This is a genomic window from Streptomyces sp. NPDC001348 (genome assembly GCF_053597535.1).
The window spans coordinates 113,557-137,360 of the sequence record NZ_JBSFIK010000005.1 but is presented as its reverse complement, the minus strand read 5'-3'; the positions used below and the strand labels follow the sequence as shown (position 1 = coordinate 137,360).

Below are 23,804 nucleotides of genomic sequence, written 5' to 3'. Positions count from 1 at the left end.
CCCGATGGGAACCCCTGTGACTCTCGTCAAGGACTCCGCTCCGACCGCCCGGAAGGCCCGCGCCACCGCCCCCGCCGCCCGACAGCGCCGGGGGCGCCGGGAGAATCTCGCCGGCTATCTGTTCATGTCCCCGTGGATCGCGGGCTTCCTGTTCCTGACCGCCGGCCCCATGATCGCCTCCCTCTACTTCGCGTTCACGGACTACAACCTCTTCAACGCCCCCAAGTGGGTCGGCTTCGACAACTTCACCAAGATGTTCGACGATCCGCGGTGGCAGAAGTCGGTCGAGGTGACGGCCAAGTACGTGATCATCGGCACCCCGCTGAAGCTGCTGCTCGCGCTCGGGGTCGCCCTGCTGCTCGCGCAGAGCCGGCGCGGGCAGGCCTTCTACCGGGCCGCGTTCTACGCGCCTTCGCTGATCGGCGCGAGTGTTTCCGTCGGCTTCGTCTGGCGGTCGTTGTTCTCCGACGACGCCGTCGTGGACCGTGTGCAGTCCGCCCTCGGCTTCCATGTCGGCGGCTGGGTCGGCAACGCCGACTGGATCCTGTACTGCCTGGTGGCGCTGACCGTCTGGCAGTTCGGAGCCCCGATGGTCATCTTCCTGGCCGGGCTCAAGCAGGTGCCGAGGGAGTTGTACGAGGCCGCGGAGATGGACGGCGCCGGGCCCTTCCGCCGGTTCTGGAACATCACCCTGCCGATGATCTCCCCGGTGCTGTTCTTCAACGTGCTCCTGGAGACCATCCACTCGTTCCAGATCTTCGGCTCGGCGTACGTGGTCTCCAACACGTACTGCGGTCCGGCCGACGCCACGCTCGTCTACACCTGCTACCTGTACCAGCAGGGCTTCAAGAACTCCCAGATGGGCTTCGCGTCGGCGATGGCCTGGATGCTGCTGCTCGCCGTCGCCCTGGTGACGGCCGTTCTCTTCTGGTCCCAGAAGAAGTGGGTGCACTACGAGGAGGACGCCCGATGAGTGCGACCACCACCAAGTCCCTGGGCGCCGGGATGAACCGCAGGCGGACCGGGTCACTGATCTGGCACGTCGGCGCCCTGCTGATCCTCGCCGTCATCCTCTATCCCGTCGTCTGGGTCCTCGGTGCCTCGTTCAAGCCCAGCAAGGACATCATCAACAGCCTCCAGCTGTTCCCGTCCCATCCGATCCTGAGCAACTTCAAGGGCCTCGCCGACGGCATAGCCGACATCTCGATCTGGACCTTCTTCGAGAACTCCCTGTTCTACGCGCTCGGTTCCGTCGTCGGCATCCTGATCTCCTGCTCACTGACCGCCTACGCCTTCGCACGGATCAGGTTCGCGGGCCGGAACCTGCTGTTCAGCCTGATGATCGGCACGCTGCTGCTGCCGTACCATGTGCTGCTCATCCCGCAGTACGTCATGTTCCAGAAACTGGGCTGGATCAACAGCTACACCCCGCTGCTGATCGGCAAGTACCTGGCGACCGAGGCGTTCTTCGTCTTCCTCATGGTGCAGTTCATGCGCAACCTGCCCCGGGAGCTCGACGAGGCGGCCCGGCTGGACGGCTGCGGGCATCTGCGCATCTACTGGTCGATCGTGCTGCCGCTGTGCCGCCCGGCGCTCATCACCAGTGCGATCTTCACCTTCATCAACGCCTGGAACGACTTCCTGGGCCCACTGATCTACCTCAACGAGCCCGGCAAGTACACGGTCTCCCTCGGCCTGATGATGTTCCGCGACTCCGACGGTGTGGCCGCCAACTACGGCGGGATGATCGCCATGTCGCTGGTCGCGCTGCTGCCGGTGCTGCTGTTCTTCCTCGCCTTCCAGCGGTACCTCATCGACGGCATGGCGACCTCCGGACTGAAGGGCTGAGGGGGACCGATGGCCGAGGTACGCGCGAAGGCGCGCAAGGAGTCCGTGCTCGCCACAGGGGCCTCCCCGGCCCGAGCGGAGCCGAGGGATTGGGGAAGGTTCGGGATCTTCGCCGAGTGCCTGCTGACCGGCGTGTGGATCGCGGTCGCCTCGCTCGGGGTCGTCACCTGTCCGGCCGCGTTCGCCGCCGGTGCCCGGCACCTGCGACGCCGTACCACCCACCAGGGCGGAGGCTGGCGGGAGTTCGCCCGGGACTTCCGGGCGGCCGTACGCGGCGGCTGGGCCGTGGGGCTCGCCGGCTGGGTCGCCGCGGCCTTGGGGTGGGTGGATGTCCAGGCGGTGCGGGCCGGGCTGCCCGGTGGCCCGCTCGTCGGGGCGGTCGGGCTGTTCGCGCTGCTCGGCACCGCCGTCGCCGCGATGCGCGCGGCGGCGGTCTGGGTCCCGGGCGCCACCTGGCGGACCCTGCTCGCCGCGGCCGGCCGGCGTACGGTCCTCGACCCGGCCGGATCCTTCCTGCTCGTCGGCGGAACGGTACTCGTCGCCTGTTCCGCCCTGCTCATCGCACCGCTGGCGGTCCCCGTGCTGGGGGCCGTCGCGGCGGCGGCCGTCGCCGTGGAGGAACGGTACCGGCAGCGCTGACCGGCGGTGCCGCGCATCGCCGGGCGTCCCGGTGCCCCCGTCTATGTCATGTCCCTGACCACCGCACCGCGTGTGAAAGGAAAGCCATGTCGCCCATTCCCCGCAGGTCCCTCCTCAAGGCGGCCGCCGTCGCCGGAGCCGCGGCCCGGTTCAGCTGGGCGCTGGGGGCCCAGGACGCGCAGGCGGCGCCGAGCGGCGCGGCCGCCGACCCCGACCCGGTGACGCTCGACTGGCTGGAGGACGGCGGCCTCGGCGCCGCGCCCGGCTCCACCGTCGGCGTGCCCTGGCCGATGGGCGCGTACCAGGAGGACCAGACCTTCGCCGTCACGGACGCCGACGGCACGGCCGTGCCCGTGCAGTCCTGGCCGCTCGCCCACTGGCCCGACGGCTCACTCAAGTGGACGGCCCACGCGGTGAGCTCCGGCACCGGCAGGCTCACCCTCCGGGCCGGCACCCCCGAGGCCCCCGGCAAGAAGGTCACCGTCGACAAGAGCGGCGGCACCGTCGACGTGTCGACCGGCGTCATCACCGTGCGGATCGGCAAGAACGGCTCCACCATCGTCAAGTCGGTCACCCGGGGGTCGACGGAGATCGCGAAGAACGGCCGGCTGGTGCTCATCCGCCAGCCCGAGATCGAGGACGAGGACCAGGGCTCGGTGCGCACCGAGCGCTTCGACGGCGCGATCTCCTCGGTCACGGTCGAGCAGGAGGGGCCGGTCCGCGCCGTCGTCCGCATCGACGGCAAGCACCGCAGGGGCGGCCGCGGCTGGCTGCCCTTCTCCCTCCGCCTCTACTTCTACGCCGGCGCCGACTCCTTCCGTATGGTGCACACCATCACCTACGACGGCACCCTGGAGCCCGGCAAGGCCGGCGGGGACTTCATCCGAGGGCTCGGCGTCCGCTTCTCCGTGCCGATGCGGGACGCCGCCTACGACCGGCACATCCGGATCGGCGGCGAGGGCACCGGCCTGCTGCGCGAGGCCGTCCAGGGCATCACCGGACTGCGCCGCGACCCCGGCGCCGCCGTGCAGGCCGCCCAGTACGAGGGGAAGAAGCTGCCCGACCCCTCCACCTGGGACCAGCGGGTCACCAGCCGCCTGCAGTACGTCCCGCACTGGGGCGACTACACCCTCTCCCAGCTCTCCGCCGACGGCTTCACCCTGCGCAAGCGCACCAAGAAGGGCTACGGCTGGATCGGCGCCGGCGGCGGCGGACGGGCCTCCGGATTCGGCTACGTCGGCGGGGCGAGCGGCGGACTCTCCTTCGGACTGCGCGACTTCTGGGAGAAGTTCCCCGCCCAGCTCGACATCCGCGACGCCCACACCGACGAGGCCACCGTCACCCTCTGGCTCTGGTCACCCGAGGCCCAGCCCATGGACCTGCGCTTCTACCACGACGGCATGGGCCAGGACACCTACGCCGAACAACTCGAGGGCCTCAACATCACCTACGAGGACTACGAGCCGAAGTTCGGCACCCCGTACGGCATCGCCCGCACCTCCGAACTGCTCTTCTGGGCCAACGACGCCACCCCGAGCGCCGACACCCTGGCCGAGCAGGTGAACGCCGTACGCGTGCTGCCGCAGCTGGCCGCCCCGCCCAAGCAGCTCATCAAGGCCAAGGTCTTCGGCCCCGGCCTCTACTCCGAGCCCGACCGCTCCACCGCCGCCAAGGCGAAGATCGAGGACCACCTCGACTTCCTCTTCACCTACTACCGGGACCAGGTGGAGCAGCGCCGCTGGTACGGCTTCTGGGACTACGGCGACATCATGCACACCTACGACTCCGCCCGGCACGTGTGGCGCTACGACATCGGCGGCTACGCCTGGGACAACTCCGAGCTCTCGCCCGACCTGTGGCTCTGGTACGCGTATCTGAGAAGCGGCCGGTCCGACATCTTCCGCTTCGCCGAGGCCATGACCCGGCACACCGGCGAGGTGGACGTCTACCACATCGGCGAGTGGGCGGGACTCGGCACGCGGCACGGTGTGCAGCACTTCGCCGACAGCGCCAAGCAGCAGCGCATCGCCAACACCACCTACCGCCGCTTCTACTACTTCCTCACCGCGGACGAACGCGTCGGCGACCTCATGCACGCCAACATCGACTCCGACGAGACATTCCTCGTCCTCGACCCGCAGCGAAAGGTGCGGACCACCCCCTACACCCCCGACCGGCACGCCCTGTCGATCGGCTTCGGCACGGACTGGAGCGGACTGGTGTCGGCCTGGCTGACCGAGTGGGAACGCAGGGGACCCAAGTGGGAGAAGGCCAAGGCACGGGTGCTGTCCACCATGGAGGGCATCGCCGCCCAGCCCAACGGCTTCGTCCAGGGCAGCGGCCTGTACGACCTGGACACCGGCGAGTTCGCCGTCGCGGACACCCCGGTGGTCTCCGTGTCCCACCTGTCGGCCGTCTTCGGCCTGAACGAGCTGTGCGCCGAACTGATCCACCTGGTCGACATGCCGAAGTTCAAGCAGGTCTACCTCGACTACTGCCGGTACTTCAACGCCACCAAGGCGGAGCAGAAAGCCCGCTACGGCTCCGACTTCGGCACCCTGCTGCTCTTCCAGGGCCACTCGCGCCTCGACGCGTACGCCGCCGTGCAGACCGGTGACCAGACGCTCGCCCAGCGCGCCTGGACCAAGTTCTACGCCTCCGACGGCTACACCGAGTCCTCGCCGTGGAAGACGGAGAAGCTGAGCGGCCCCGCCACCCTCGTCCCCGGCAGCGAGGCGAGCTGGGTGTCCACCAACGACACCGCGCTCTACGGCCTCGCGGCCATCGAGAACCTGGCCCTGCTGGGCGACAGGATGCCCTCGTAGGACGCGGTGCCCTCGTAGGACGTGACGGGGGAGCGCCGTCGCACGGGCGGCGGCGCTCGTCCCCCGAGTGTGGGCCGCGTCACCACACGGTGCATGAGTACGCGTACTCAGTCGGCCGAGCCTGGCCGGGGCGGACCGGGGAAGACACGGTCCATGGACTGGACCCACTACCGCTTCACCAGCCTCTGGCCCCTGCCCGCCCCGCCGGCCGCGGTGTACGCGGCGCTCGAGCGACCCGAGGACTACCCCCGCTGGTGGCCGCAGGTGCGTTCGGTCACCCGACTCGACGGCGGCACCGGGGTTCTCACCATTCGCTCCTTCCTGCCGTACGACATGACCTTCACCGCCCGCGAGACGCGCCGCGACCCGGGCGCCGGAGTTCTGCAGGTCGCCGTGTCCGGGGACATCGAGGGCCGGGCGCGCTGGACGGTCACGCCCGCAGGGCGGGGGACGCTCGCGCGCTACGACCAGGTCGTCGACGTGACCAAGCCGCTGCTCAGGCGGCTCGCCGTGCCGGGACGCCCCGTCTTCCGCGCCAACCACCGGCTGATGATGAGGGCCGGACGGCGCGGACTGCGGCGCTACCTGGAAGCGGTTTGAAGGAAGCCCGCGGGGACCTGTATTGTTCAGTGCGTTCCCGGGCGATTAGCTCAGTGGGAGAGCGCTTCGTTCACACCGAAGAGGTCACTGGTTCGAACCCAGTATCGCCCACCGGGAGAAGGCCGGTCCGCACATGCGGACCGGCCTTTCCGCTTCCAGCGAGGGTGCTGCGCCCCACCTCTCAGGCCGCCGCCGGCAGGTCCGGCCGCAGCGGCCAGTCCGTGCTGACCGTCTCCTCCGAGCCGCTGCGTGCGAACCACGCCTGCAGACCGCGGGCCTGTGCCGCGTGCCAGTTCGCCTGGAGGGTGTGCAACTCGGCGGGGGACAGCCGCTCCAGCCGGGTCGCGAAACGGCGCCCCACGGCTCGTACCACCTCCAGCGCCGCCACCGCGTCCGCCGCCGCGTCGTGCGCGCCGTCCAGGGTCACGCCGTAGTGGCCGCACAGGTCCGTCAGGGTCCGGCGGCCCTTGCGGTAGCGGTCGAGGTGCTTGTCGAGGACCCGCGGGTCCAGCACCCGCAGCGGCGAAGCCTCGAACCAGCGGTCCAGTGAGGACGCCCGGTGCCGGCGCAACTCCCGGTCCAGCAGCGTGAGGTCGAACGGCGCGTTCATCACCACCAGCGGACGGCCCAGCGCGGCGTGCTCCGCCAGCTCCTCGGCTATCTCGTACATCACCGGCGCCGGCCAGCGGCCGTCACGCCGCAGCTGCTCGTCCGTCAGCCCGTGCACCGCCGTCGCCGCCTCGGGCACCGGGACACCCGGGTTCACCAGCCAGCGCTTCACCCGGGGCCGGGTGCCCGGGGCGTCCTGGACGACGACCGCGGCCGACACGATCCGGTCGGTCTCGACGTCCACGCCCGTCGTCTCCGTGTCGAAGGCGGCCAGCGGCCCCTCGTACCAGCACGTCATACGACCACAACTCCTCACCCTACGAAGGCAGCTGACATACCGTCTTCTGCCTGTTTGGTGATACCCGGGCTGTTTGCGCCGTACGCCGGAAGGACACAACACGAGTACGGGTCTTTGCAGTTCAGCGGCCCGCAACGGGGAAACACCTGGCGCGGAAGGCTCTTGGTCATGGCGATAGCGCAGCCCGAGCGGGGCGGGCTGCTGCCCGCACACACGGGCCCCCTTCGCGGCACCCTCGCCACCACCGCCTGCATGGAGACACTGCAGGTCGGCTATCTGCACGCGGTCGCCGCGGCGGCGGGCTGCTCGCTGTCGCAGCCGTTCCCGGACAACGGCATCGACTGGCACGTCAGCCACAGCGCGCCCGGGCACACCGTCGACGACGAGGTGACCATCAAGGTGCAGCTCAAGTGCACGTACCAGATCGCGCCCAACCCCCCGGGCCGCTTCTTCTCCTTCACCCTCGACAACGACCACCTGCGCAAACTCGCCCGCACACCGGTCACGGTGCACAAGATCCTGGTCGTCATGCTCGTGCCGCGGTCCCAGGACGACTGGCTGCGCGCCGGCCACGACCGCCTCGACCTCAGACACTGCTGCTACTGGATCAACCTCGCCGGCCACCCCGTCACCGGACGGCACCGGACCACCGTGCGGATACCGACCTCGCGCATCTTCGACGACCGGGCGCTCTGCGAGATCATGACGCGGGCCGGGACAGGAGGCAGACCATGACGCACCGCCCCCTGGGCGAGCCCCCACGGCAGCCCGGGCCGCACCCGGACGCCCCTGCCGCCGCCCCCTGGGACCGTCCCCCCGAGCCCGCCGACGTCGACCCGGCCGTGCTGGGCGCCCTGCTGCACCGGCACGGCTGGCAGCGGCGCGGCGGAGCAGCCGGCCGCTACGGCCGCTGGACCCCGCCCGGACCGGGCGGCAACGGCACCAGCCTGCTCGTGCCCGAGAACCGGGCCCTCCCCGACAGCGACGACCTGCTCGGCGAGGCGTTGTTCGCCCTCGCCCGCAGCGGCACGCCCTCCGCCCGCGAGGTGCTCCTCGCCCTCGCCATGCCCAGCGATGAGATCCACTGGGGGCGGGACGTGCCGAGCGGGCCCGCGGGCGCCGCCCCCTGGACCGTCGAGGAACGGCTGCGCACCGCCGCCCGCCAGACGCTCCTCGCGGCCGCACTCGCCACCCGGGCGCGAGCCGGCTACCACGGCGCCCGGCACCGGCGCTCGGCCGCCGCGCTGCTGGACGACGTCCTCGTCGGTCCGGCCGCCTCGGGCCGCGCCCTCACCGCCTTCGCCCCCGTCGGCACCGCACGCCCCCTCGCCGTCCGCCTCCACCAGGCTCTGTACGCGACCCGCGAGGCCATCGACTACCAGCGGGCCACCGGCGGCATGGACGCCTTCGACGGCGCCGTCGAGGCGGGCGTCAGCCGTGAGCTGACCGATGCCCTCGTCGCCCTCGTGTGCGGCACCGAGGGCGCCCGGATCACCGTGGAGTGGGCGCCGGCCGCCGGCGTCCCCGAGGGCTGCGCGGCCTCCGCGGAACCCGTCGAGTTCTCGCCCGGCGACCTGCCCGCCCTGCGCGAGGCCGGGGCCCGCTATCTGCGCGAGGAGCCCTCGGTCGCGGTGCGGATCACCGGGACGGTGGTCCGCATGCGCAGGTCGGGGCCGCGGGGCGAGGGCGCCGTACGCCTGCGGGTGATCGACGGCGCGGAGGTGCCGTACGTGCAAGTGACCGTGGACGAGGAGGCCTACCGCACCGCCGGGCACGCCCACCTCGTCGGGCTGCCGGTGCGGGTGCAGGGGCGGCTGGAGAGCCGGGGCGGCTTCCGCAGGCTCACCGGCGCCTGCGGGGTGGTACCGGTGCGGGTGGACGACGCCGAGCGCGACCGGCTGCTGAAGTCACTGCACGAGACCGCCGAGAAGGCCGGCTTCTTCGAGGAGTCCTGCGGGGCCGAGGACCGGGGATAACCGTTTCGCGCTCGACCGTCCGGGGTCGGTACGATCGCGTAATGCGCGCGCTCCTGGTATGGCGCCGCATCCACCTTCAGTCAGGAGAGACCGGTGTCAGACGTCCGTGTGATCATCCAACGCGATTCCGAGCGGGAAGAGCGCGTGGTGACGCCGGGCACTACGGCCGCCGAGCTGTTCGCCGGCGAGCGCTCGGTCATCGCCGCGCGGATCGGGGGCGAGCTCAAGGACCTCACCTACCAGGTCCAGGACGGCGAGAGTGTCGAGGGCGTCGAGATCTCCTCCGAGGACGGCCTGAACATCCTGCGCCACTCCACCGCGCACGTCATGGCGCAGGCCGTGCAGGAGCTCTTCCCCGAGGCGAAGCTGGGCATCGGCCCGCCCGTCAAGGACGGCTTCTACTACGACTTCGACGTCGAGAAGCCGTTCACGCCCGAGGATCTCAAGGCCATCGAGAAGAAGATGCAGGAGATCCAGAAGCGGGGGCAGAAGTTCTCCCGCCGTGTCGTCACCGACGACGCCGCCCGTGAGGAGCTCGCCGACGAGCCGTACAAGCTGGAGCTGATCGGCCTCAAGGGGTCCGCCTCCGTTCAGGATGGCGCCGACGGCGCGGACGTCGAGGTCGGCGCCGGTGAGCTGACCATCTACGACAATCTGGACGCCAAGACCGGCGAGCTGTGCTGGAAGGACCTCTGCCGCGGTCCCCACCTGCCCTCCACCCGGAACATCCCGGCGTTCAAGCTGATGCGCAACGCGGCCGCCTACTGGCGCGGCAGCGAGAAGAACCCCATGCTCCAGCGCATCTACGGCACCGCCTGGCCGTCCAAGGACGAGCTGAAGACGTACCTGGACTTCCTCGCCGAGGCCGAGAAGCGCGACCACCGCAAGCTGGGCAACGAGCTCGACCTGTTCTCCATCCCGGAGCAGATCGGCTCCGGCCTCGCCGTCTTCCACCCCAAGGGCGGCATCGTCCGTCGCGTGATGGAGGACTACTCGCGCCGCCGGCACGAGGAGGAGGGCTACGAGTTCGTCTACACCCCGCACGCGACCAAGGGGAAGCTCTTCGAGACCTCGGGCCACCTGGACTGGTACGCCGACGGCATGTACCCGCCCATGCAGCTCGACGAGGGCGTGGACTACTACCTCAAGCCCATGAACTGCCCGATGCACAACCTGATCTTCGACGCGCGCGGCCGCTCCTACCGTGAACTGCCGCTGCGCCTCTTCGAGTTCGGGACCGTGTACCGGTACGAGAAGTCGGGCGTCGTGCACGGCCTGACCCGCGCCCGGGGCTTCACGCAGGACGACGCGCACATCTACTGCACCCGTGAGCAGATGTCGGAGGAGCTCGACAAGACGCTCACCTTCGTCCTCGGACTGCTCCGTGACTACGGCCTGACCGACTTCTACCTGGAGCTCTCCACCAAGGACCCGGAGAAGTTCGTCGGCTCCGACGAGGTCTGGGAGGAGGCCACGGAGACCCTCCGGCAGGTCGCCGAGAAGCAGGGCCTCCCGCTCGTGCCCGACCCGGGCGGCGCCGCCTTCTACGGGCCGAAGATCTCCGTCCAGACCAAGGACGCGATCGGCCGCACCTGGCAGATGTCGACCATCCAGCTCGACTTCAACCTGCCGGAGCGCTTCGACCTGGAGTACACCGGCCCGGACGGCTCCAAGCAGCGCCCCGTGATGATCCACCGTGCCCTCTTCGGCTCGATCGAGCGGTTCTTCGCCGTACTGCTCGAGCACTACGCGGGCGCCTTCCCGGCGTGGCTCGCCCCCGTCCAGGCGGTCGGCATCCCGATCGGGGACGCGCACGTCGAGTACCTGGAGAAGTTCGCGGCCGCCGCGAAGAGGCAGGGCCTGCGGGTCGAGGTGGACTCCTCCTCGGACCGCATGCAGAAGAAGATCCGCAACGCCCAGAAGCAGAAGGTGCCCTTCATGGTCATCGCGGGCGACGAGGACATGTCAGGCGGCTCCGTGTCCTTCCGCTACCGCGACGGCTCGCAGGAGAACGGCATCCCGTTCGACGAGGCCATCGCCAAGATCGCGAAGGTCGTGGAGGAGCGGGCGCAGGTCTGACGTCCACGTCCGAGGAGAGGCCCGCGAGGAACTTCAGTCCCCCGCGGGCCTCTCCTCGTCCTCGTCCCGGGTGAACCGCTCGACCAGCCATGAGGAGAACGACCCCGTCACCGCGCCGAGCAGGGCCAGCCCGCAGCCCATCAGGACGACCGCGACCAGCCGTCCCGGCAGCGTCACCGGGACCGCGTCGCCGTAGCCCACGGTCGACAGGGTGGAAGCCGCCCACCACAACGCGTCGCCGAAGGTGTGGATCGTGGTGCCCGGGGCCGTCCGCTCGTAGCGGTAGACCGAGAGCGAGGACGCGAAGCCGAGCAGTACCGCCGACAGCCCCGCGTACAGCATCACCCGCGCCTGCAGGGACCTTCGGGGCCGTCCCGGTCGGCGCTCCTGCAAGGCGTCGTAGACCCGCGCGATCCGTACCGGACGCAGCAGGGGCAGCAGCACGACCACCGTGTCCAGCCAGTGCCGGCGGACGAAGCCCAGCCCCTCCCCGCTCAGGTGCCAGCGGACCGCGTAGTCGATGACGAACAGTGCCCAGCACCCGGCCATCACCGCCAGGGACAGGTCGGGCAGGGGCTCGGGCAGGCCCTCCCCGAGGACCCACACCGCGTACGAGCCGAGGTACACCAGGGACGCCACACCCAGCGGGTAGCCCACCCGCCGCTCCCAGCGGGCCGTACGGCTGTCGTCGTCCATGGCCACAGCTTCGCCCCGGACCGCTTCGCCCGAGCCCCGGCGACACGCCGCGATCGGGCGAAGCCATATGCTGCCTTGCATGACGAGTGAGCCGGAGCAGCAGATCGGAGTGGGGACGCAGGACGCGTTCCAGCGCCTGTGGACACCCCACCGGATGGCCTACATCCAGGGCGAGAACAAGCCCACCGGCCCAGGAGCCGGCGACGGTTGTCCCTTCTGCGCCATCCCGGCCATGACGGACGAGGACGGGCTGGTCGTCCGGCGCGGTGAGCATGTGTACGCGGTGCTCAACCTCTACCCGTACAACGGTGGTCACCTGATGACCGTGCCGTTCCGCCATGTCGCGGACTACACGGAGCTCACCGTCCCGGAGACCATGGAACTGGCCGAGCTGACCAAGCAGGCGATGACGGCCCTGCGCACCGCCTCCGGCGCGCAGGGCTTCAACATCGGCATGAACCAGGGCGCCGTGGCGGGCGCCGGTATCGCCGCCCACCTCCACCAGCACATCGTGCCCCGCTGGGGCGGCGACACGAACTTCATGCCGGTGGTCGGCCACACGCGAGTGCTGCCGCAGCTGCTCGCGGACACCCGGAAGATGCTCGCGGAGGCCTGGCCGGCCGTGTGACGGCGAAGGTGGTCCCGGGGGCGGCAGCCCCCGGGGACTACGCCTCGTAGAGGTCTGCCTTCTTGGGGGTCGGGTCCTGTACCTGCCCGCTGAGGAACGCCGACCGCGCCCCGAACTTCTCCACGTCCACGCCGTTCTCGCGCAGCACCCGGATCGCCGCCGAGTGCACCACCCGGAGGACCGGCGTGGCGGCGCGCAGTGCGTCGTCGGCCATGAAACGGTGGCGCCACGGCTTGTCCGCCCACACGTGCCGCAGCCCGAACGGCTCGGGCAGCGCGAGCGTGCCGCCGAGCCAGTTCAGCAGCGGCGGGTACCAGGTGAGCGGCGCCCGCGCGGTGAGCCGCACCACCTCGTCGGCATTGACCAGGGGCAGCTTGATCGTGCGCGACTCCCAGGGCTTCAGGGACTTCGGGACCGACTTCGTCGGCGCCTCGGGCTTCGAGGTGAACAGGGAGTGCACCGGCCCCAGCGCATGCCCGGTCACCTCGATGCGCAGCGTCTCGTGCAGCACGGTCACCGTGATCAGCATGGTGATGATCAGCTGGCCGTCCCACAGCGTCCACTGGACCCCGAGGTAGTGCCGGTCGCCGCTGCCGAACTGCTGCTTGTTGCAGATGTCCTGTATGGCGTGCGACTTGACCTGGTACGCCTCGACGTCGGTGCCCTCCGGCCGGGAGACGGCCGTGGCGTTCTCGCCGATCGGTGTGACGATCCAGTGCCGTATCGAGGCCTTCGGGAAGCCTCCGGTGTTCAGCGGGCCGCGCTCCAGCATCCTCAGCTGGTCATGGATGGCGCGGATGACGTCCCAGCTGCGGAACGGGTGGATCTCCCGGGACGGGTCGGCCGGGACCAGGTCCTCGGCCAGCTGCCAGGCGCCCCAGCGGGTGCCCATGCCGAGTATGCCCTTCGGCCCGGCGTAGAAGACGGAGTTCGACTGCTGCTCGGCGCTGAGCTTGGCCAGGGACTGGCGCAACTGCTCGGCGGCGGTCTGGGCGGGGCTGCTGGGCACCGACTCGGGGATCTTGGCGCCGACGCTACTGCCGGCGAGCAGACCGGCCCACCGTCCGCGCAGGTCATGGGCGGTTTGCTCGCAGATGCGCTTGGCCCAGAACCAGCCCAGCACCGGGGCCACCGCCGCCGCACGTCCGTACCAGGCCCAGAACCCGTGGAACGGCATGCGTACCAGGAAGAGCGCGGTGAGCGCGCCCACCGCCACGAGCAGGGTGGTGCCCAGGGCGCCGGCCCGCCTGTCGTTGAGCTTGGCGATGGTGGAGCGGATCTGGAAGACGAGCAGCCAGACCAGGAGTCCGGGCAGGAAGAGCAGGCCGCACAACACCATCACGGCGGTCAGCCGGTTGTCGCGGTCCCGGCGGATGGTGTTCGCCGCGAGGCAGTGCTCGACGACGACCTGAGGTTCCGTGCCGAACGACTGAATGAGCGCGGCGCGGCCGGGGGCGAGCATACGGTCGACCACGGCCCGCGAGAACGCCTCGCCGAGATTCGGCTTGAGCAGGGAGAACACACCGTCCTTGACGGTCGACTCGTGCCATTCGCCGTTGGCCTTGAGTATGTCCGTGACGTCACTGTCCCGATAGGCCGCCGAGGCCAGGGCGAACGTGGCCGCCTGGCTCTCGTCCCCCGAGATGGGCACCTGTGGCCCGTCCCACTCCGTTCCCACCGACATTCCCGCCCCCGATCGCCGCGGCCCCGCTCCTGCGGCCTTCCCGACTTCCTTGGTCCGCACACCTGTTGATCAGGACACATGGTGATCACGTGTATGCGTGTTGATCACCGCACCAGCGTATCGGCAGGGACCGACATTCGTCGGCGGACGGCCGAAGCCGCCCGCCGACGGGGCAGTGGCCCGCAGGTGCGCTGCGGTTCCAGGGAGCGCTCAGCCCTCCTTGGCGTCCTCGCGGACGCGTTCGGCGATCTGCGGCGGCATCGGTTCGTGCCGCACGTAGGACCGGCTGAAGCGGGCGGTGCCGTGCGAGAGGGACCGCAGGTCGACCGCGTAGCGGCCGATCTCGATCTCCGGCACCTCGGCCCGTACGAGGGTCCGCCCGGTGCCCACCTGTTCGGTGCCGACCACCCGGCCGCGCCGCCCGGACAGGTCGCTCATCACGGGACCCACGTAGTCGTCGCCGACCAGCACGGTGACCTCGGCGACCGGCTCCAGCAGATGGATCCTCGCGTCGACGGCGGCCTCCCGCAGGGCGAGCGCGCCCGCCGTCTGGAACGCGGCGTCGGAGGAGTCCACCGAGTGCGCCTTGCCGTCCAGCAACGTGAACCGGACGTCGATGAGCGGATATCCGGCGGCGACCCCCTTGGCCGCCTGGGCCCGCAGGCCCTTCTCGACCGACGGGATGAACTGCCGGGGCACGGCACCGCCGACCACCTTGTCCACGAACTCGATGCCCGAGCCGCCGGGCAGCGGCTCCACCTCGATCTCGCAGATGGCGAACTGGCCGTGCCCGCCGGACTGCTTCACGTGCCGACCGCGCCCGGCCGCCCTGGAGCCGAACGTCTCCCGCAGCGAGACCTTGTGCGGTACGACGTCGACCTGGACGCCGTACCGGCTGCGCAGCCGCTCCAGGGCGACGTCCGCGTGGGCCTCGCCCAGGCACCACAGCACCACCTGGTGGGTGTCCTGGTTCTGTTCCAGCCGCATGGTCGGGTCCTCGGCGACCAGCCGGGACAGACCCTGGCTGAGCTTGTCCTCGTCCGGCTTGCTGTGCGCCTGGATGGCGAGCGGAAGCAGCGGGTCCGGCATCTCCCACGGGGCCATCAGCAGCGGGTCGTCCTTGGCGGACAGGGTGTCCCCGGTCTCGGCGCGGTTCAGCTTGGCCACGCACGCGAGATCGCCCGCGACGACGTGGGTGACCGGGCGCTGCTGTTTGCCGAACGGCGTGGACAGGGCGCCGACGCGCTCGTCGACGTCGTGGTCCTCGTGGCCCCGGTCGGCCAGTCCGTGGCCGGAGACGTGCACCGTCTCGTCGGGGCGCAGGGTGCCGGAGAAGACGCGGACCAGCGAGATCCGTCCGACGTAGGGGTCCGAGGAGGTCTTGACGACCTCGGCGACCAGGGGCCCGGAGGGGTCGCACCGCTTCAGCTCGCGTGGCTCCCCGTCGGGCGTGGTCACCAGGGGCTGCTCCCGCTCCAGCGGGGTCGGGAACCCGCCGGTGACCAGTTCCAGGAGCTCGACCGTGCCGAGGCCCTGCCTGGCACCCTCGGCCGCGGGGGCGGCGGCCAGGACGGGGAAGAAGGCGCCGCGCGCGACGGCCCGCTCCAGATCCTCGATCAGCGTCTTGACGTCGACCTGCTCACCGCCGAGGTAGCGGTCCATGAGGGTCTCGTCCTCGCTCTCGGAGATGATCCCCTCGATGAGCCGGTTGCGGGCCTCCTCGATCCCCGGCAGCTGGTCCTCGCCCGGCTCGGACTCCTTGCGTTCGCCGGTGGAGTAGTCGAACAGCTTTCGCGACAGCAGCCCGGTCAGGCCGGTCACGGGCGCGTGCCCGTCGGGGCCCTCGGGGCCGTGCAGCGGCAGGTACAGCGGGAGCACGGCGTCCGGGTCGTCGGCGCCGAACGCCTCCGCGCAGACCCGGGTCATCTCCGAGAAATCCGCGCGTGCCGCCTCCAAGTGGGTGATGACGATGGCGCGCGGCATGCCGACGGCCGCGCACTCCTCCCACACCATCCGGGTCGAGCCGTCCACCCCGTCCGAGGCCGAGACGACGAAGAGGGCCGCGTCCGCCGCGCGCAGACCGGCCCTGAGCTCCCCGACGAAGTCGGCGTATCCGGGGGTGTCGAGGAGATTGATCTTGAAACCGTTCCATTCGACGGGTACCAGGGAGAGCTGTACCGAGCGTTGCTGCCGGTGCTCGATGTCGTCGTAGTCGGAGACGGTGCCGCCGTCCTCCACGCGGCCCGCCCGGTTCACCGCTCCCGCCGTCAGCGCGAGAGCCTCCACCAGAGTCGTCTTGCCCGATCCGGAGTGGCCGACCAGCACCACATTCCGTACGGACGCGGGGTGGTCGGCCGCCGTAGCCCTGCCGGCGGCCCCGGGGTGTGTGTGCGCCTTGTCGCCCATGGCCTTGCCTCCCGTGCACGGTGAGGTCACTGTGGGCGCGGACACGCGGCACCGCGTGCACTGGCGGCTCCGGCGACGCCCGCGGTCCTTCGAGCTTTCCACTCCCGTCACGCTGCGTCCATACGAGGGACGCCCATCGCCTCGCCGGGGGGCGGTTGCGAGCCATGTACCCGATCCGGTCACCGGTGCGGGTGCCCGGCGGTCGTTCATGCGCGCGCGTGACTACGATGGGCCAGCCGGAGGCCAGCAGGGGCCGCGGCGACACCGACCGTCGGGAAGGCCATGCTGAACAAGTACGCGCGTGCATTCTTCACGCGTGTCCTCACACCGTTCGCCGCGTTTCTCATCCGGCGGGGCGTCAGCCCCGACACGGTCACGCTCATCGGCACCGCCGGAGTGGTCGCGGGCGCGCTGGTCTTCTACCCCAGGGGCGAGTTCTTCTGGGGCACGGTCGTCATCACGCTGTTCGTCTTCTCGGACCTGGTCGACGGAAACATGGCCCGCCAGCTGGGCCGCTCCAGCCGCTGGGGCGCCTTCCTGGACTCCACGCTGGACCGGGTCGCCGACGGCGCGATCTTCGGCGGCTTCGCCCTCTGGTACGCGGGCCTGGGCAACGACAACGTCCTGTGCGCCGTGTCGATCTTCTGCCTGGCCAGCGGCCAGGTGGTGTCGTACACCAAGGCACGAGGCGAGTCGATCGGGCTGCCGGTCGCCGTGAACGGTCTCGTCGAGCGTGCCGAGCGGCTGGTGGTCTCACTGGTCGCGGCCGGGTTCGCGGGTCTGCACAAGTTCGGTGTCCCGGGCATCCAGTACCTGCTGCCGGTCGCCCTGTGGATCGTCGCGGTCGGCAGTCTGGTCACGCTGATCCAGCGGGTCGTCACGGTCCGCCGGGAGTCCGCCGAGGCCGAGGCGGAGGCCGGGCCGGACGGCGCGAACGCCTCCCAGGGGAGCGAGGCGGCGCAGTGAGCGCCGGGGAGCGGCTGTCGGACGCCCTGTACGGGCTGGGCTGGAGCACCGTGAAGACGCTCCCCGAGCCGGTCGCCGTACGGCTGGGCCGGACCATCGCCGACCTCGCCTGGAAACAGCGCGGCAAGGGCGTGCGGCGGCTGGAGAGCAACTACGCGCGCGTGGTGCCGGACGCCACCCCCGAGCGCCTTGCCGAGCTGTCCCGGGCGGGCATGCGTTCCTACCTGCGCTACTGGATGGAGTCCTTCCGGCTCCCTGCCTGGAGCGCCGAGCGGATCAGGGCCGGCTTCGACCCCAAGGACCTGCACTTCCTGACGGACGGCCTCGCCGCGGGCAGGGGCGTCGTCCTGGCGTTGCCCCACCTGGCCAACTGGGACCTGGCCGGCGCCTGGGTCACGACGAAGCTGGAGATCCCGTTCACGACGGTCGCCGAGCGCTTGAAGCCGGAGACGCTGTACGACCGGTTCGTCGCCTACCGCGAGGGCCTCGGCATGGAGGTGCTGCCGCACAGCGGCGGCTCCGCGTTCGGCACGCTGGCCCGGCGGCTGCGGGACGGCGGCCTGGTCTGCCTGGTCGCCGACCGCGACCTGTCCGCCTCCGGCGTGGAGGTGACCTTCTTCGGCGAGAGCGCGCGCATGCCCGCCGGGCCGGCCCTGCTCGCCCAGCAGACCGGGGCGCTCCTGCTGCCCGTCACCCTCTGGTACGACGACTCGCCCGTCATGCGGGGCCGAGTCCATCCCCCGGTCGAGGTGCCCGAGTCGGGCACCCGGGCCGAGAAGACGTCCGCCATGGCACAGGCGCTGGCCGACGCCTTCGCCTCGGGGATCGCCGACCATCCCGAGGACTGGCACATGCTGCAACGGCTGTGGCTCGCCGACCTCGACCCCGCGAAGGGAAGGCCGTGAGAATCGGCATCGTCTGCCCGTACTCCTGGGACGTGCCGGGCGGCGTCCAGTTCCACATCCGGGACCTGGCCGAGTACTTCATCCGCCTGGGCCACGACGTCTCCGTGCTCGCCCCCGCCGACGACGACACACCGCTGCCGCCGTACGTGGTCTCGGCCGGGCGTGCCGTGCCGGTGCCGTACAACGGCTCGGTGGCCCGGCTGAACTTCGGCTTCCTCTCGGCGGCCCGGGTGCGGCGCTGGCTGCACGAGGGCGCGTTCGACGTGATCCACATCCACGAGCCGACATCGCCGTCGCTCGGCCTGCTGACCTGCTGGGCGGCGTCCGGCCCGATCGTGGCCACCTTCCACACCTCCAACCCCCGTTCGCGCGCGATGATCGCCGCGTACGCGATCCTGCAGGCCGCGCTGGAGAAGATCAGCGCACGGATCGCGGTGAGCGAGTACGCCCGCCGCACCCTCGTCGAGCACCTCGGCGGTGACGCGGTGGTGATCCCGAACGGTGTCGACGTCGACTTCTTCGCCAAGGCCGAGCCCAACCCCGAGTGGCAGGGTGACACCATCGGCTTCGTCGGGCGCATCGACGAGCCCCGCAAGGGCCTGCCGGTGCTGATGAAGGCCCTGCCGAAGATCCTCGCCGCGCGTCCGCAGACCCGGCTGCTGGTGGCCGGCCGCGGCGACGAGGAGGAGGCGGTCGAATCCCTCCCCGCCGAACTGCGCTCTCGCGTGGAGTTCCTCGGCATGGTCAGCGACGAGGACAAGGCGCGCTTCCTGCGCAGCATCGACCTGTACGTCGCGCCCAACACCGGCGGCGAGAGCTTCGGCATCATCCTCGTCGAGGCCATGTCGGCGGGCGCCCCCGTCCTCGCCTCCGACCTGGACGCCTTCGCCCAGGTCCTCGACCAGGGCGCGGCCGGCGAACTGTTCCCCAACGAGGACGCCGACGCCCTGGCCGACGCGGCGCTACGACTGCTCGCCGACCCGGCCCGCCGTGCCGAGCTGCGGGACCGGGGCAGCGTGCACGTGCGGCGCTTCGACTGGTCGACGGTCGGCGCGGACATCCTCTCGGTGTACGAGACGGTGACGGCGGGCGCCGCGGCGGTGGCTGCGGACGAGCGGGCCACGGGACTGCGCGCACGGCTGGGCCTGGCGGCACGGGACTGAGCCGTGCCTTCGCAGCCGGTCCAGGCGTGATCAGCCCGTCCGGCGTCCGAGGACGAGGCGGTTCAGGCCGAAGAGGGGGTCCGGGGGCGACGGCCCCCGGCGACGGCCACGACAACGCCCCGCGCGACACCCCGACAAACCCAGCACGGCGCCCCGGTAGCCTTGCCGCCCGTGACCGCAACACTCATCTGGATCCTCGTCGCGCTCGTCGCGATCGGCCTGTACCTGAGCTGGACCGCGGGCCGGCTGGACCGGCTGCACGCGCGTATCGACGCCGCACGCGCCGCGCTCGACGCCCAGCTGCTGCGGCGGGCCTCCGTGACCCAGGAACTGGCCACCTCCGGGGTGCTGGACCCCGCGGCCTCGATAGTGCTGTACGAGGCGGCCCACGCCGCCCGGCAGGCCGAGGAGGAGCAGCGGGAGGTCGCCGAGAGCGAGCTGAGCCAGGCGCTGCGGGCGGTGTTCGCGGACCCCCAGCAGGTCGAGGCCGTCCGCGAGGCCCCCGGGGGAGAGGCGGCGGCGCACGAGCTCACCGAGGCCGTGCGCCGGGTTCCGATGGCACGGCGGTTCCACAACGACGCGGTCGGGGCGGCGCGCAGGCTGCGAGCGCATCGCAAGGTGCGCTGGTTCCGGCTGGCCGGGCACGCGCCGTTCCCCCTGGCCTTCGAGATGGACGACGAGCCGCCGGCGGCCCTGATGGAGCGGGCCGCCTAGCCTCCGGATGTTCGGGGAGCGTTCGAAAATGATCCACCGGCTTGCCATTGGCCCTTGCTGTGGACTGGTCCGACCGCGTTTCCTCAGTGCTGCACCAAACCCCCTCTTTCCCCCGAGTGAGGTCACCCGTGTCCACCACGATCCCCAACTCCGCGCAGTCCCCCGAGACCGGCACCGCCCGCGTGAAGCGCGGCATGGCCGAGCAGCTCAAGGGTGGCGTGATCATGGACGTCGTCACGCCGGAGCAGGCGAAGATCGCCGAAGACGCGGGCGCCGTCGCCGTCATGGCCCTGGAGCGGGTCCCGGCCGACATCCGCAAGGACGGCGGCGTGGCCCGCATGTCGGACCCGGACATGATCGAGGGCATCATCGACGCCGTCTCGATCCCGGTCATGGCCAAGTCCCGTATCGGCCACTTCGTCGAGGCCCAGGTCCTGCAGTCCCTCGGCGTCGACTACATCGACGAGTCCGAGGTCCTGACCCCGGCCGACGAGGTCAACCACTCCGACAAGTGGGCGTTCACCACCCCCTTCGTCTGCGGCGCCACCAACCTGGGCGAGGCCCTGCGCCGCATCGCCGAGGGCGCCGCGATGATCCGCTCCAAGGGCGAGGCCGGCACCGGCAACGTCGTCGAGGCCGTCCGCCACCTGCGCCAGATCAAGAACGAGATCGCCAGGCTGCGTGGCTTCGACAACCACGAGCTCTACGCCGCGGCCAAGGAGCTGCGTGCCCCGTACGAGCTCGTCAAGGAGGTCGCCGAACTCGGCAAGCTCCCGGTGGTCCTCTTCTCCGCCGGCGGCGTGGCCACCCCGGCCGACGCCGCGCTGATGCGCCAGCTCGGCGCCGAGGGCGTCTTCGTCGGCTCCGGCATCTTCAAGTCCGGCGACCCGGCCAAGCGCGCCGCCGCCATCGTGAAGGCGACGACCTTCTACGACGACCCGAAGATCATCGCGGACGCGTCCCGCAACCTCGGCGAGGCCATGGTCGGCATCAACTGCGACACCCTCCCCGAGGCCGAGCGCTACGCCAACCGCGGCTGGTAACCACCCCCGGAAAGCAGCACCAGGTAATCACCCATGAACACTCCTGTCATAGGCGTCCTGGCCCTCCAGGGCGACGTACGGGAGCACCTCATCGCCCTGGCCGCGGCCGACGCCGTGGCCAGGCCGGTGCGGCGCCCCGAAGAACTCGCCGAGGTCGACGGCCTCGTCCTGCCCGGCGGGGAGTCCACGACCATCTCCAAGCTCGCCGTCCTCTTCGGCGTGATGGAACCCCTCCGTGCGCGCGTGCGGGACGGCATGCCCGTCTACGGCACCTGCGCGGGCATGATCATGCTCGCCGACAAGATCCTCGACCCGCGCTCGGGCCAGGAGACGATCGGCGGCATCGACATGATCGTGCGTCGCAACGCCTTCGGCCGGCAGAACGAGTCCTTCGAGGCGGCCGTCGACGTCAAGGGCGTCGGGGGAGATCCCGTGGAGGGCGTCTTCATCCGCGCCCCCTGGGTCGAGTCCGTCGGCGCCGACGCCGAGGTGCTCGCCGAGCACGACGGCCACATCGTGGCGGTCCGCCAGGGCAACGCGCTGGCCACGTCGTTCCACCCGGAACTGACCGGCGACCACCGCGTGCACGCGTACTTCGTCGACATGGTGCGCGCCACCCGGGCAGCCGAGTCCTTGTAGGATCTCCGGGGGTAACCTCCCGGGCCGGCCCGGGGGAGTTCGTACAGGATGGGTTACGCGAAGGAGACAGGCAGATGTCCGGCCACTCTAAATGGGCCACGACGAAGCACAAGAAGGCCGTGATCGACGCCAAGCGCGGCAAGCTCTTCGCGAAGCTGATCAAGAACATCGAGGTCGCGGCGCGCATGGGCGGCGTCGACATCGACGGCAACCCGACCCTCTACGACGCCGTCCAGAAGGCCAAGAAGCAGTCGGTCCCGAACAAGAACATCGACTCCGCCATCAAGCGCGGCGGCGGGCTCGAGGCCGGCGGTGCCGACTACGAGACGATCATGTACGAAGGGTACGGCCCGAACGGCGTCGCGGTGCTCATCGAGTGCCTCACCGACAACCGCAACCGCGCCGCCTCCGAGGTCCGCGTCGCCATGACCCGCAACGGCGGCTCCATGGCCGACCCCGGTTCGGTGTCGTACCTGTTCAACCGCAAGGGCGTCGTGATCGTCCCCAAGGGCGAGCTGACCGAGGACGACGTGCTCGGCGCCGTCCTCGACGCGGGTGCCGAGGAGGTCAACGACCTCGGCGAGAGCTTCGAGGTGCTCAGCGAGGCCACCGACCTGGTCGCGGTCCGCACCGCCCTGCAGGACGCCGGCATCGACTACGACTCCGCCGAGGCCAACTTCGTCCCGACCATGCAGGTCGAGCTGGACGAGGAGGGCGCCAAGAAGATCTTCAAGCTGATCGACGCCCTCGAGGACAGCGACGACGTGCAGAACGTCTTCGCCAACTTCGACGTCAGCGACGAGATCATGGAGAAGGTCGACGCGTAACGCTGCCGCGGGCTCAGCGCGTTCCGGCGGGCCGGGGGACACGTCCCCCGGCCCGCCGCCGTTGTCAGTGGCACCCGATAGCCTGCACAAACAGGCGATCGAGAGGGAGGGGGGCGCGCGGTGCGCGTACTGGGGGTGGACCCCGGGCTGACCCGGTGTGGCGTCGGCGTCGTCGAGGGGGTCGCCGGGCGCCCGCTCACCATGGTGGGCGTCGGGGTCGTACGGACGCCCGCGGACGCCGAGTTGGGTCACCGCCTCGTCGCCATCGAGCAGGGCATAGAGACCTGGCTGGACGAACACCGGCCCGAGTTCGTCGCCGTGGAGCGGGTGTTCAGCCAGCACAACGTCCGTACGGTGATGGGCACCGCCCAGGCGAGCGCCGTCGCCATGCTGTGCGCCGCCCGTCGCGGCATCCCCGTCGCCCTGCACACCCCGAGCGAGGTCAAGGCCGCCGTCACCGGCAGCGGACGCGCCGACAAGGCACAAGTGGGCGCCATGGTCACCCGACTGCTGCGCCTGGCCGCGCCGCCCAGGCCGGCCGACGCCGCCGACGCCCTCGCGCTCGCCATCTGCCACATCTGGCGGGCCCCCGCGCAGAACCGACTCCAGCAGGCCGTCGCCCTGCACACATCGAAAGGCCGTACGGGATGATCGCCTTCGTGAGCGGACCGGTAGCCGCCCTCGCCCCCGACTCCGCGGTGGTCGAGGTGGGCGGCATCGGCATCGCCGTCCAGTGCACTCCGAACACCCTGTCGGGGCTGCGGACCGGCCAGCAGACCAAACTGGCGACCTCGCTGGTCGTCCGGGAGGACTCGCTGACCCTGTACGGCTTCGCCGACGACGACGAGCGCCAGGTCTTCGAGCTGCTGCAGACGGCGAGCGGGGTCGGCCCCCGGCTGGCCCAGGCGATGCTGGCGGTGCACTCGCCCGACGCGCTGCGCCGGGCCGTCGCCACCGGTGACGAGAAGGCCCTCACCGCCGTCCCCGGCATCGGCAAGAAGGGCGCCCAGAAGCTGCTGCTGGAGCTGAAGGACCGCCTCGGCGAGCCGATCGGCGCACCCGCCATGGGCACGCCCGTCACCCAGGGCTGGCGCGACCAGCTGCACGCCGCGCTCATCGGCCTCGGGTACGCCACCCGGGAGGCCGACGAGGCGGTGACCGCGGTGGCCCCGCAGGCCGAGGCCGCCGGGGGTACCCCGCAGGTCGGCCAGCTGCTCAAGGCGGCCCTGCAGACCCTGAACCGCGCCCGCTGATCCACC

General features: G+C 70.9%; 22 protein-coding genes and 1 tRNA gene. 19 read left to right on the top strand and 4 right to left on the bottom strand.

What is annotated here, in order from left to right; all coding sequences use genetic code 11:
• The first annotated feature begins 4 nt into the window (after window positions 1–4).
• The 6 genes from ACWC21_RS07385 (at window position 5) to ACWC21_RS07360 (ending at window position 6,023) form a co-directional block, all read left to right on the top strand.
• Window positions 5–973, top strand: a complete 969-nt coding sequence (locus ACWC21_RS07385; protein WP_450879061.1) for a carbohydrate ABC transporter permease — start codon at window positions 5–7, stop codon at window positions 971–973.
• Window positions 970–1,848 carry a carbohydrate ABC transporter permease gene (locus ACWC21_RS07380; RefSeq protein WP_450879059.1) on the top strand — a complete coding sequence of 293 codons (879 nt, stop codon included), beginning with the start codon at window positions 970–972 and terminating at the stop codon, window positions 1,846–1,848. Before ACWC21_RS07385 ends, ACWC21_RS07380 begins: the two co-directional genes overlap by 4 nt.
• A gap of 9 nt (window positions 1,849–1,857) precedes the next feature.
• A complete protein-coding gene (locus tag ACWC21_RS07375; protein ID WP_450879057.1) occupies window positions 1,858–2,487 on the top strand; it encodes a hypothetical protein in 630 nt (209 codons plus the stop codon).
• Between the two features lie 86 nt (window positions 2,488–2,573).
• Window positions 2,574–5,312, top strand: a complete 2,739-nt coding sequence (locus ACWC21_RS07370) for an exo-rhamnogalacturonan lyase family protein (RefSeq protein ID WP_450879055.1) — start codon at window positions 2,574–2,576, stop codon at window positions 5,310–5,312.
• Window positions 5,313–5,465: 153 nt separating this feature from the next.
• Window positions 5,466–5,912: an SRPBCC family protein gene (locus ACWC21_RS07365; RefSeq protein WP_450879053.1), complete on the top strand. Its 447-nt coding sequence runs from the start codon at window positions 5,466–5,468 to the stop codon at window positions 5,910–5,912.
• Between the two features lie 39 nt (window positions 5,913–5,951).
• A tRNA-Val gene (locus tag ACWC21_RS07360) sits at window positions 5,952–6,023 on the top strand.
• A 70-nt stretch (window positions 6,024–6,093) separates the two neighbouring features.
• Here the strand turns inward: ACWC21_RS07360 and ACWC21_RS07355 are convergent.
• Entirely contained in the window at window positions 6,094–6,819 is a 726-nt protein-coding gene (locus ACWC21_RS07355) for an exonuclease domain-containing protein (protein WP_450879051.1), read from the bottom strand.
• A 168-nt stretch (window positions 6,820–6,987) separates the two neighbouring features.
• Here ACWC21_RS07355 and ACWC21_RS07350 point away from each other — a divergent pair, with 168 nt between their 5' ends.
• The 3 genes from ACWC21_RS07350 (at window position 6,988) to thrS (ending at window position 10,874) form a co-directional block, all read left to right on the top strand.
• Window positions 6,988–7,554, top strand: coding sequence for a DUF4365 domain-containing protein (locus tag ACWC21_RS07350; protein ID WP_450879049.1), 567 nt, complete (start codon window positions 6,988–6,990; stop codon window positions 7,552–7,554).
• On the top strand, window positions 7,551–8,795 hold the full coding sequence (locus tag ACWC21_RS07345; protein ID WP_450879047.1) for a hypothetical protein: 1,245 nt from the start codon (window positions 7,551–7,553) through the stop codon (window positions 8,793–8,795). The genes ACWC21_RS07350 and ACWC21_RS07345 overlap by 4 nt, the downstream gene beginning before the upstream one ends.
• Before the next feature lie 93 nt (window positions 8,796–8,888).
• Window positions 8,889–10,874: a threonine--tRNA ligase gene (gene thrS / locus ACWC21_RS07340; protein WP_450879045.1), complete on the top strand. Its 1,986-nt coding sequence runs from the start codon at window positions 8,889–8,891 to the stop codon at window positions 10,872–10,874.
• A gap of 33 nt (window positions 10,875–10,907) precedes the next feature.
• Here thrS and ACWC21_RS07335 read toward each other — a convergent pair whose 3' ends face one another.
• On the bottom strand, window positions 10,908–11,570 hold the full coding sequence (locus ACWC21_RS07335; protein ID WP_450879043.1) for a potassium channel family protein: 663 nt from the start codon (window positions 11,568–11,570) through the stop codon (window positions 10,908–10,910).
• 67 nt (window positions 11,571–11,637) lie between these two features.
• On the opposite strand from ACWC21_RS07335, the gene ACWC21_RS07330 reads away from it, so the two are divergent.
• Complete coding sequence (locus ACWC21_RS07330) at window positions 11,638–12,198, top strand: HIT family protein (protein WP_450879041.1); 561 nt, start codon at window positions 11,638–11,640, stop codon at window positions 12,196–12,198.
• 37 nt (window positions 12,199–12,235) lie between these two features.
• Here the strand turns inward: ACWC21_RS07330 and ACWC21_RS07325 are convergent, their stop codons facing one another.
• Both ACWC21_RS07325 and ACWC21_RS07320 read right to left on the bottom strand, forming a co-directional pair.
• The gene (locus ACWC21_RS07325) at window positions 12,236–13,882 is read right to left on the bottom strand and encodes a hypothetical protein (protein ID WP_450879039.1); all 1,647 of its coding nucleotides are present in this window, start codon (window positions 13,880–13,882) and stop codon (window positions 12,236–12,238) included.
• 210 nt (window positions 13,883–14,092) lie between these two features.
• Entirely contained in the window at window positions 14,093–16,288 is a 2,196-nt protein-coding gene (locus ACWC21_RS07320; RefSeq protein ID WP_450879037.1) for an elongation factor G-like protein EF-G2, read from the bottom strand.
• Window positions 16,289–16,570: 282 nt separating this feature from the next.
• On the opposite strand from ACWC21_RS07320, the gene pgsA reads away from it, so the two are divergent.
• The 9 genes from pgsA to ruvA all read left to right on the top strand — a co-directional run bounded on the left by pgsA (window position 16,571) and on the right by ruvA (window position 23,798).
• Window positions 16,571–17,254, top strand: a complete 684-nt coding sequence (gene pgsA / locus ACWC21_RS07315) for a phosphatidylinositol phosphate synthase (protein ID WP_450879035.1) — start codon at window positions 16,571–16,573, stop codon at window positions 17,252–17,254.
• Window positions 17,251–18,159 (top strand): phosphatidylinositol mannoside acyltransferase, encoded by a 909-nt coding sequence (locus ACWC21_RS07310; protein ID WP_450879033.1) that lies wholly within the window; start codon window positions 17,251–17,253, stop codon window positions 18,157–18,159. The genes pgsA and ACWC21_RS07310 overlap by 4 nt, the downstream gene beginning before the upstream one ends.
• Window positions 18,156–19,322, top strand: a complete 1,167-nt coding sequence (locus ACWC21_RS07305) for a glycosyltransferase family 4 protein (protein WP_450879031.1) — start codon at window positions 18,156–18,158, stop codon at window positions 19,320–19,322. The genes ACWC21_RS07310 and ACWC21_RS07305 overlap by 4 nt, the downstream gene beginning before the upstream one ends.
• A gap of 171 nt (window positions 19,323–19,493) precedes the next feature.
• The gene (locus ACWC21_RS07300) at window positions 19,494–20,036 is read left to right on the top strand and encodes a hypothetical protein (protein WP_450879029.1); all 543 of its coding nucleotides are present in this window, start codon (window positions 19,494–19,496) and stop codon (window positions 20,034–20,036) included.
• Window positions 20,037–20,230: 194 nt separating this feature from the next.
• Complete coding sequence (pdxS, locus tag ACWC21_RS07295) at window positions 20,231–21,079, top strand: pyridoxal 5'-phosphate synthase lyase subunit PdxS (protein WP_231408172.1); 849 nt, start codon at window positions 20,231–20,233, stop codon at window positions 21,077–21,079.
• A 33-nt stretch (window positions 21,080–21,112) separates the two neighbouring features.
• Window positions 21,113–21,718 carry a pyridoxal 5'-phosphate synthase glutaminase subunit PdxT gene (pdxT, locus tag ACWC21_RS07290; protein ID WP_450879027.1) on the top strand — a complete coding sequence of 202 codons (606 nt, stop codon included), beginning with the start codon at window positions 21,113–21,115 and terminating at the stop codon, window positions 21,716–21,718.
• A 74-nt stretch (window positions 21,719–21,792) separates the two neighbouring features.
• The gene (locus ACWC21_RS07285; RefSeq protein WP_450879025.1) at window positions 21,793–22,545 is read left to right on the top strand and encodes a YebC/PmpR family DNA-binding transcriptional regulator; all 753 of its coding nucleotides are present in this window, start codon (window positions 21,793–21,795) and stop codon (window positions 22,543–22,545) included.
• 120 nt (window positions 22,546–22,665) lie between these two features.
• Window positions 22,666–23,196: a crossover junction endodeoxyribonuclease RuvC gene (gene ruvC, locus ACWC21_RS07280; protein ID WP_450879023.1), complete on the top strand. Its 531-nt coding sequence runs from the start codon at window positions 22,666–22,668 to the stop codon at window positions 23,194–23,196.
• On the top strand, window positions 23,193–23,798 hold the full coding sequence (gene ruvA, locus ACWC21_RS07275; RefSeq protein ID WP_450879021.1) for a Holliday junction branch migration protein RuvA: 606 nt from the start codon (window positions 23,193–23,195) through the stop codon (window positions 23,796–23,798). Before ruvC ends, ruvA begins: the two co-directional genes overlap by 4 nt.
• Window positions 23,799–23,804 lie beyond the last annotated feature (6 nt).

What these genes read in the sequence shown, in the direction of transcription:
- ACWC21_RS07385 (WP_450879061.1), top strand. Translation starts at nt 5, where the DNA reads ATGGGAACCCCTGTGACTCTCGTCAAGGACTCCGCTCCGACCGCCCGG.
- ACWC21_RS07380 (WP_450879059.1), top strand. Translation starts at nt 970, where the DNA reads ATGAGTGCGACCACCACCAAGTCCCTGGGCGCCGGGATGAACCGCAGG.
- ACWC21_RS07375 (WP_450879057.1), top strand. Translation starts at nt 1,858, where the DNA reads ATGGCCGAGGTACGCGCGAAGGCGCGCAAGGAGTCCGTGCTCGCCACA.
- ACWC21_RS07370 (WP_450879055.1), top strand. Translation starts at nt 2,574, where the DNA reads ATGTCGCCCATTCCCCGCAGGTCCCTCCTCAAGGCGGCCGCCGTCGCC.
- ACWC21_RS07365 (WP_450879053.1), top strand. Translation starts at nt 5,466, where the DNA reads ATGGACTGGACCCACTACCGCTTCACCAGCCTCTGGCCCCTGCCCGCC.
- ACWC21_RS07355 (WP_450879051.1), bottom strand. Translation starts at nt 6,819, where the DNA reads ATGACGTGCTGGTACGAGGGGCCGCTGGCCGCCTTCGACACGGAGACG.
- ACWC21_RS07350 (WP_450879049.1), top strand. Translation starts at nt 6,988, where the DNA reads ATGGCGATAGCGCAGCCCGAGCGGGGCGGGCTGCTGCCCGCACACACG.
- ACWC21_RS07345 (WP_450879047.1), top strand. Translation starts at nt 7,551, where the DNA reads ATGACGCACCGCCCCCTGGGCGAGCCCCCACGGCAGCCCGGGCCGCAC.
- ACWC21_RS07335 (WP_450879043.1), bottom strand. Translation starts at nt 11,570, where the DNA reads ATGGACGACGACAGCCGTACGGCCCGCTGGGAGCGGCGGGTGGGCTAC.
- ACWC21_RS07330 (WP_450879041.1), top strand. Translation starts at nt 11,638, where the DNA reads ATGCTGCCTTGCATGACGAGTGAGCCGGAGCAGCAGATCGGAGTGGGG.
- ACWC21_RS07325 (WP_450879039.1), bottom strand. Translation starts at nt 13,882, where the DNA reads ATGTCGGTGGGAACGGAGTGGGACGGGCCACAGGTGCCCATCTCGGGG.
- ACWC21_RS07320 (WP_450879037.1), bottom strand. Translation starts at nt 16,288, where the DNA reads ATGGGCGACAAGGCGCACACACACCCCGGGGCCGCCGGCAGGGCTACG.
- pgsA (WP_450879035.1), top strand. Translation starts at nt 16,571, where the DNA reads ATGCTGAACAAGTACGCGCGTGCATTCTTCACGCGTGTCCTCACACCG.
- pdxS (WP_231408172.1), top strand. Translation starts at nt 20,231, where the DNA reads ATGGCCGAGCAGCTCAAGGGTGGCGTGATCATGGACGTCGTCACGCCG.
- pdxT (WP_450879027.1), top strand. Translation starts at nt 21,113, where the DNA reads ATGAACACTCCTGTCATAGGCGTCCTGGCCCTCCAGGGCGACGTACGG.
- ACWC21_RS07285 (WP_450879025.1), top strand. Translation starts at nt 21,793, where the DNA reads ATGTCCGGCCACTCTAAATGGGCCACGACGAAGCACAAGAAGGCCGTG.
- ruvA (WP_450879021.1), top strand. Translation starts at nt 23,193, where the DNA reads ATGATCGCCTTCGTGAGCGGACCGGTAGCCGCCCTCGCCCCCGACTCC.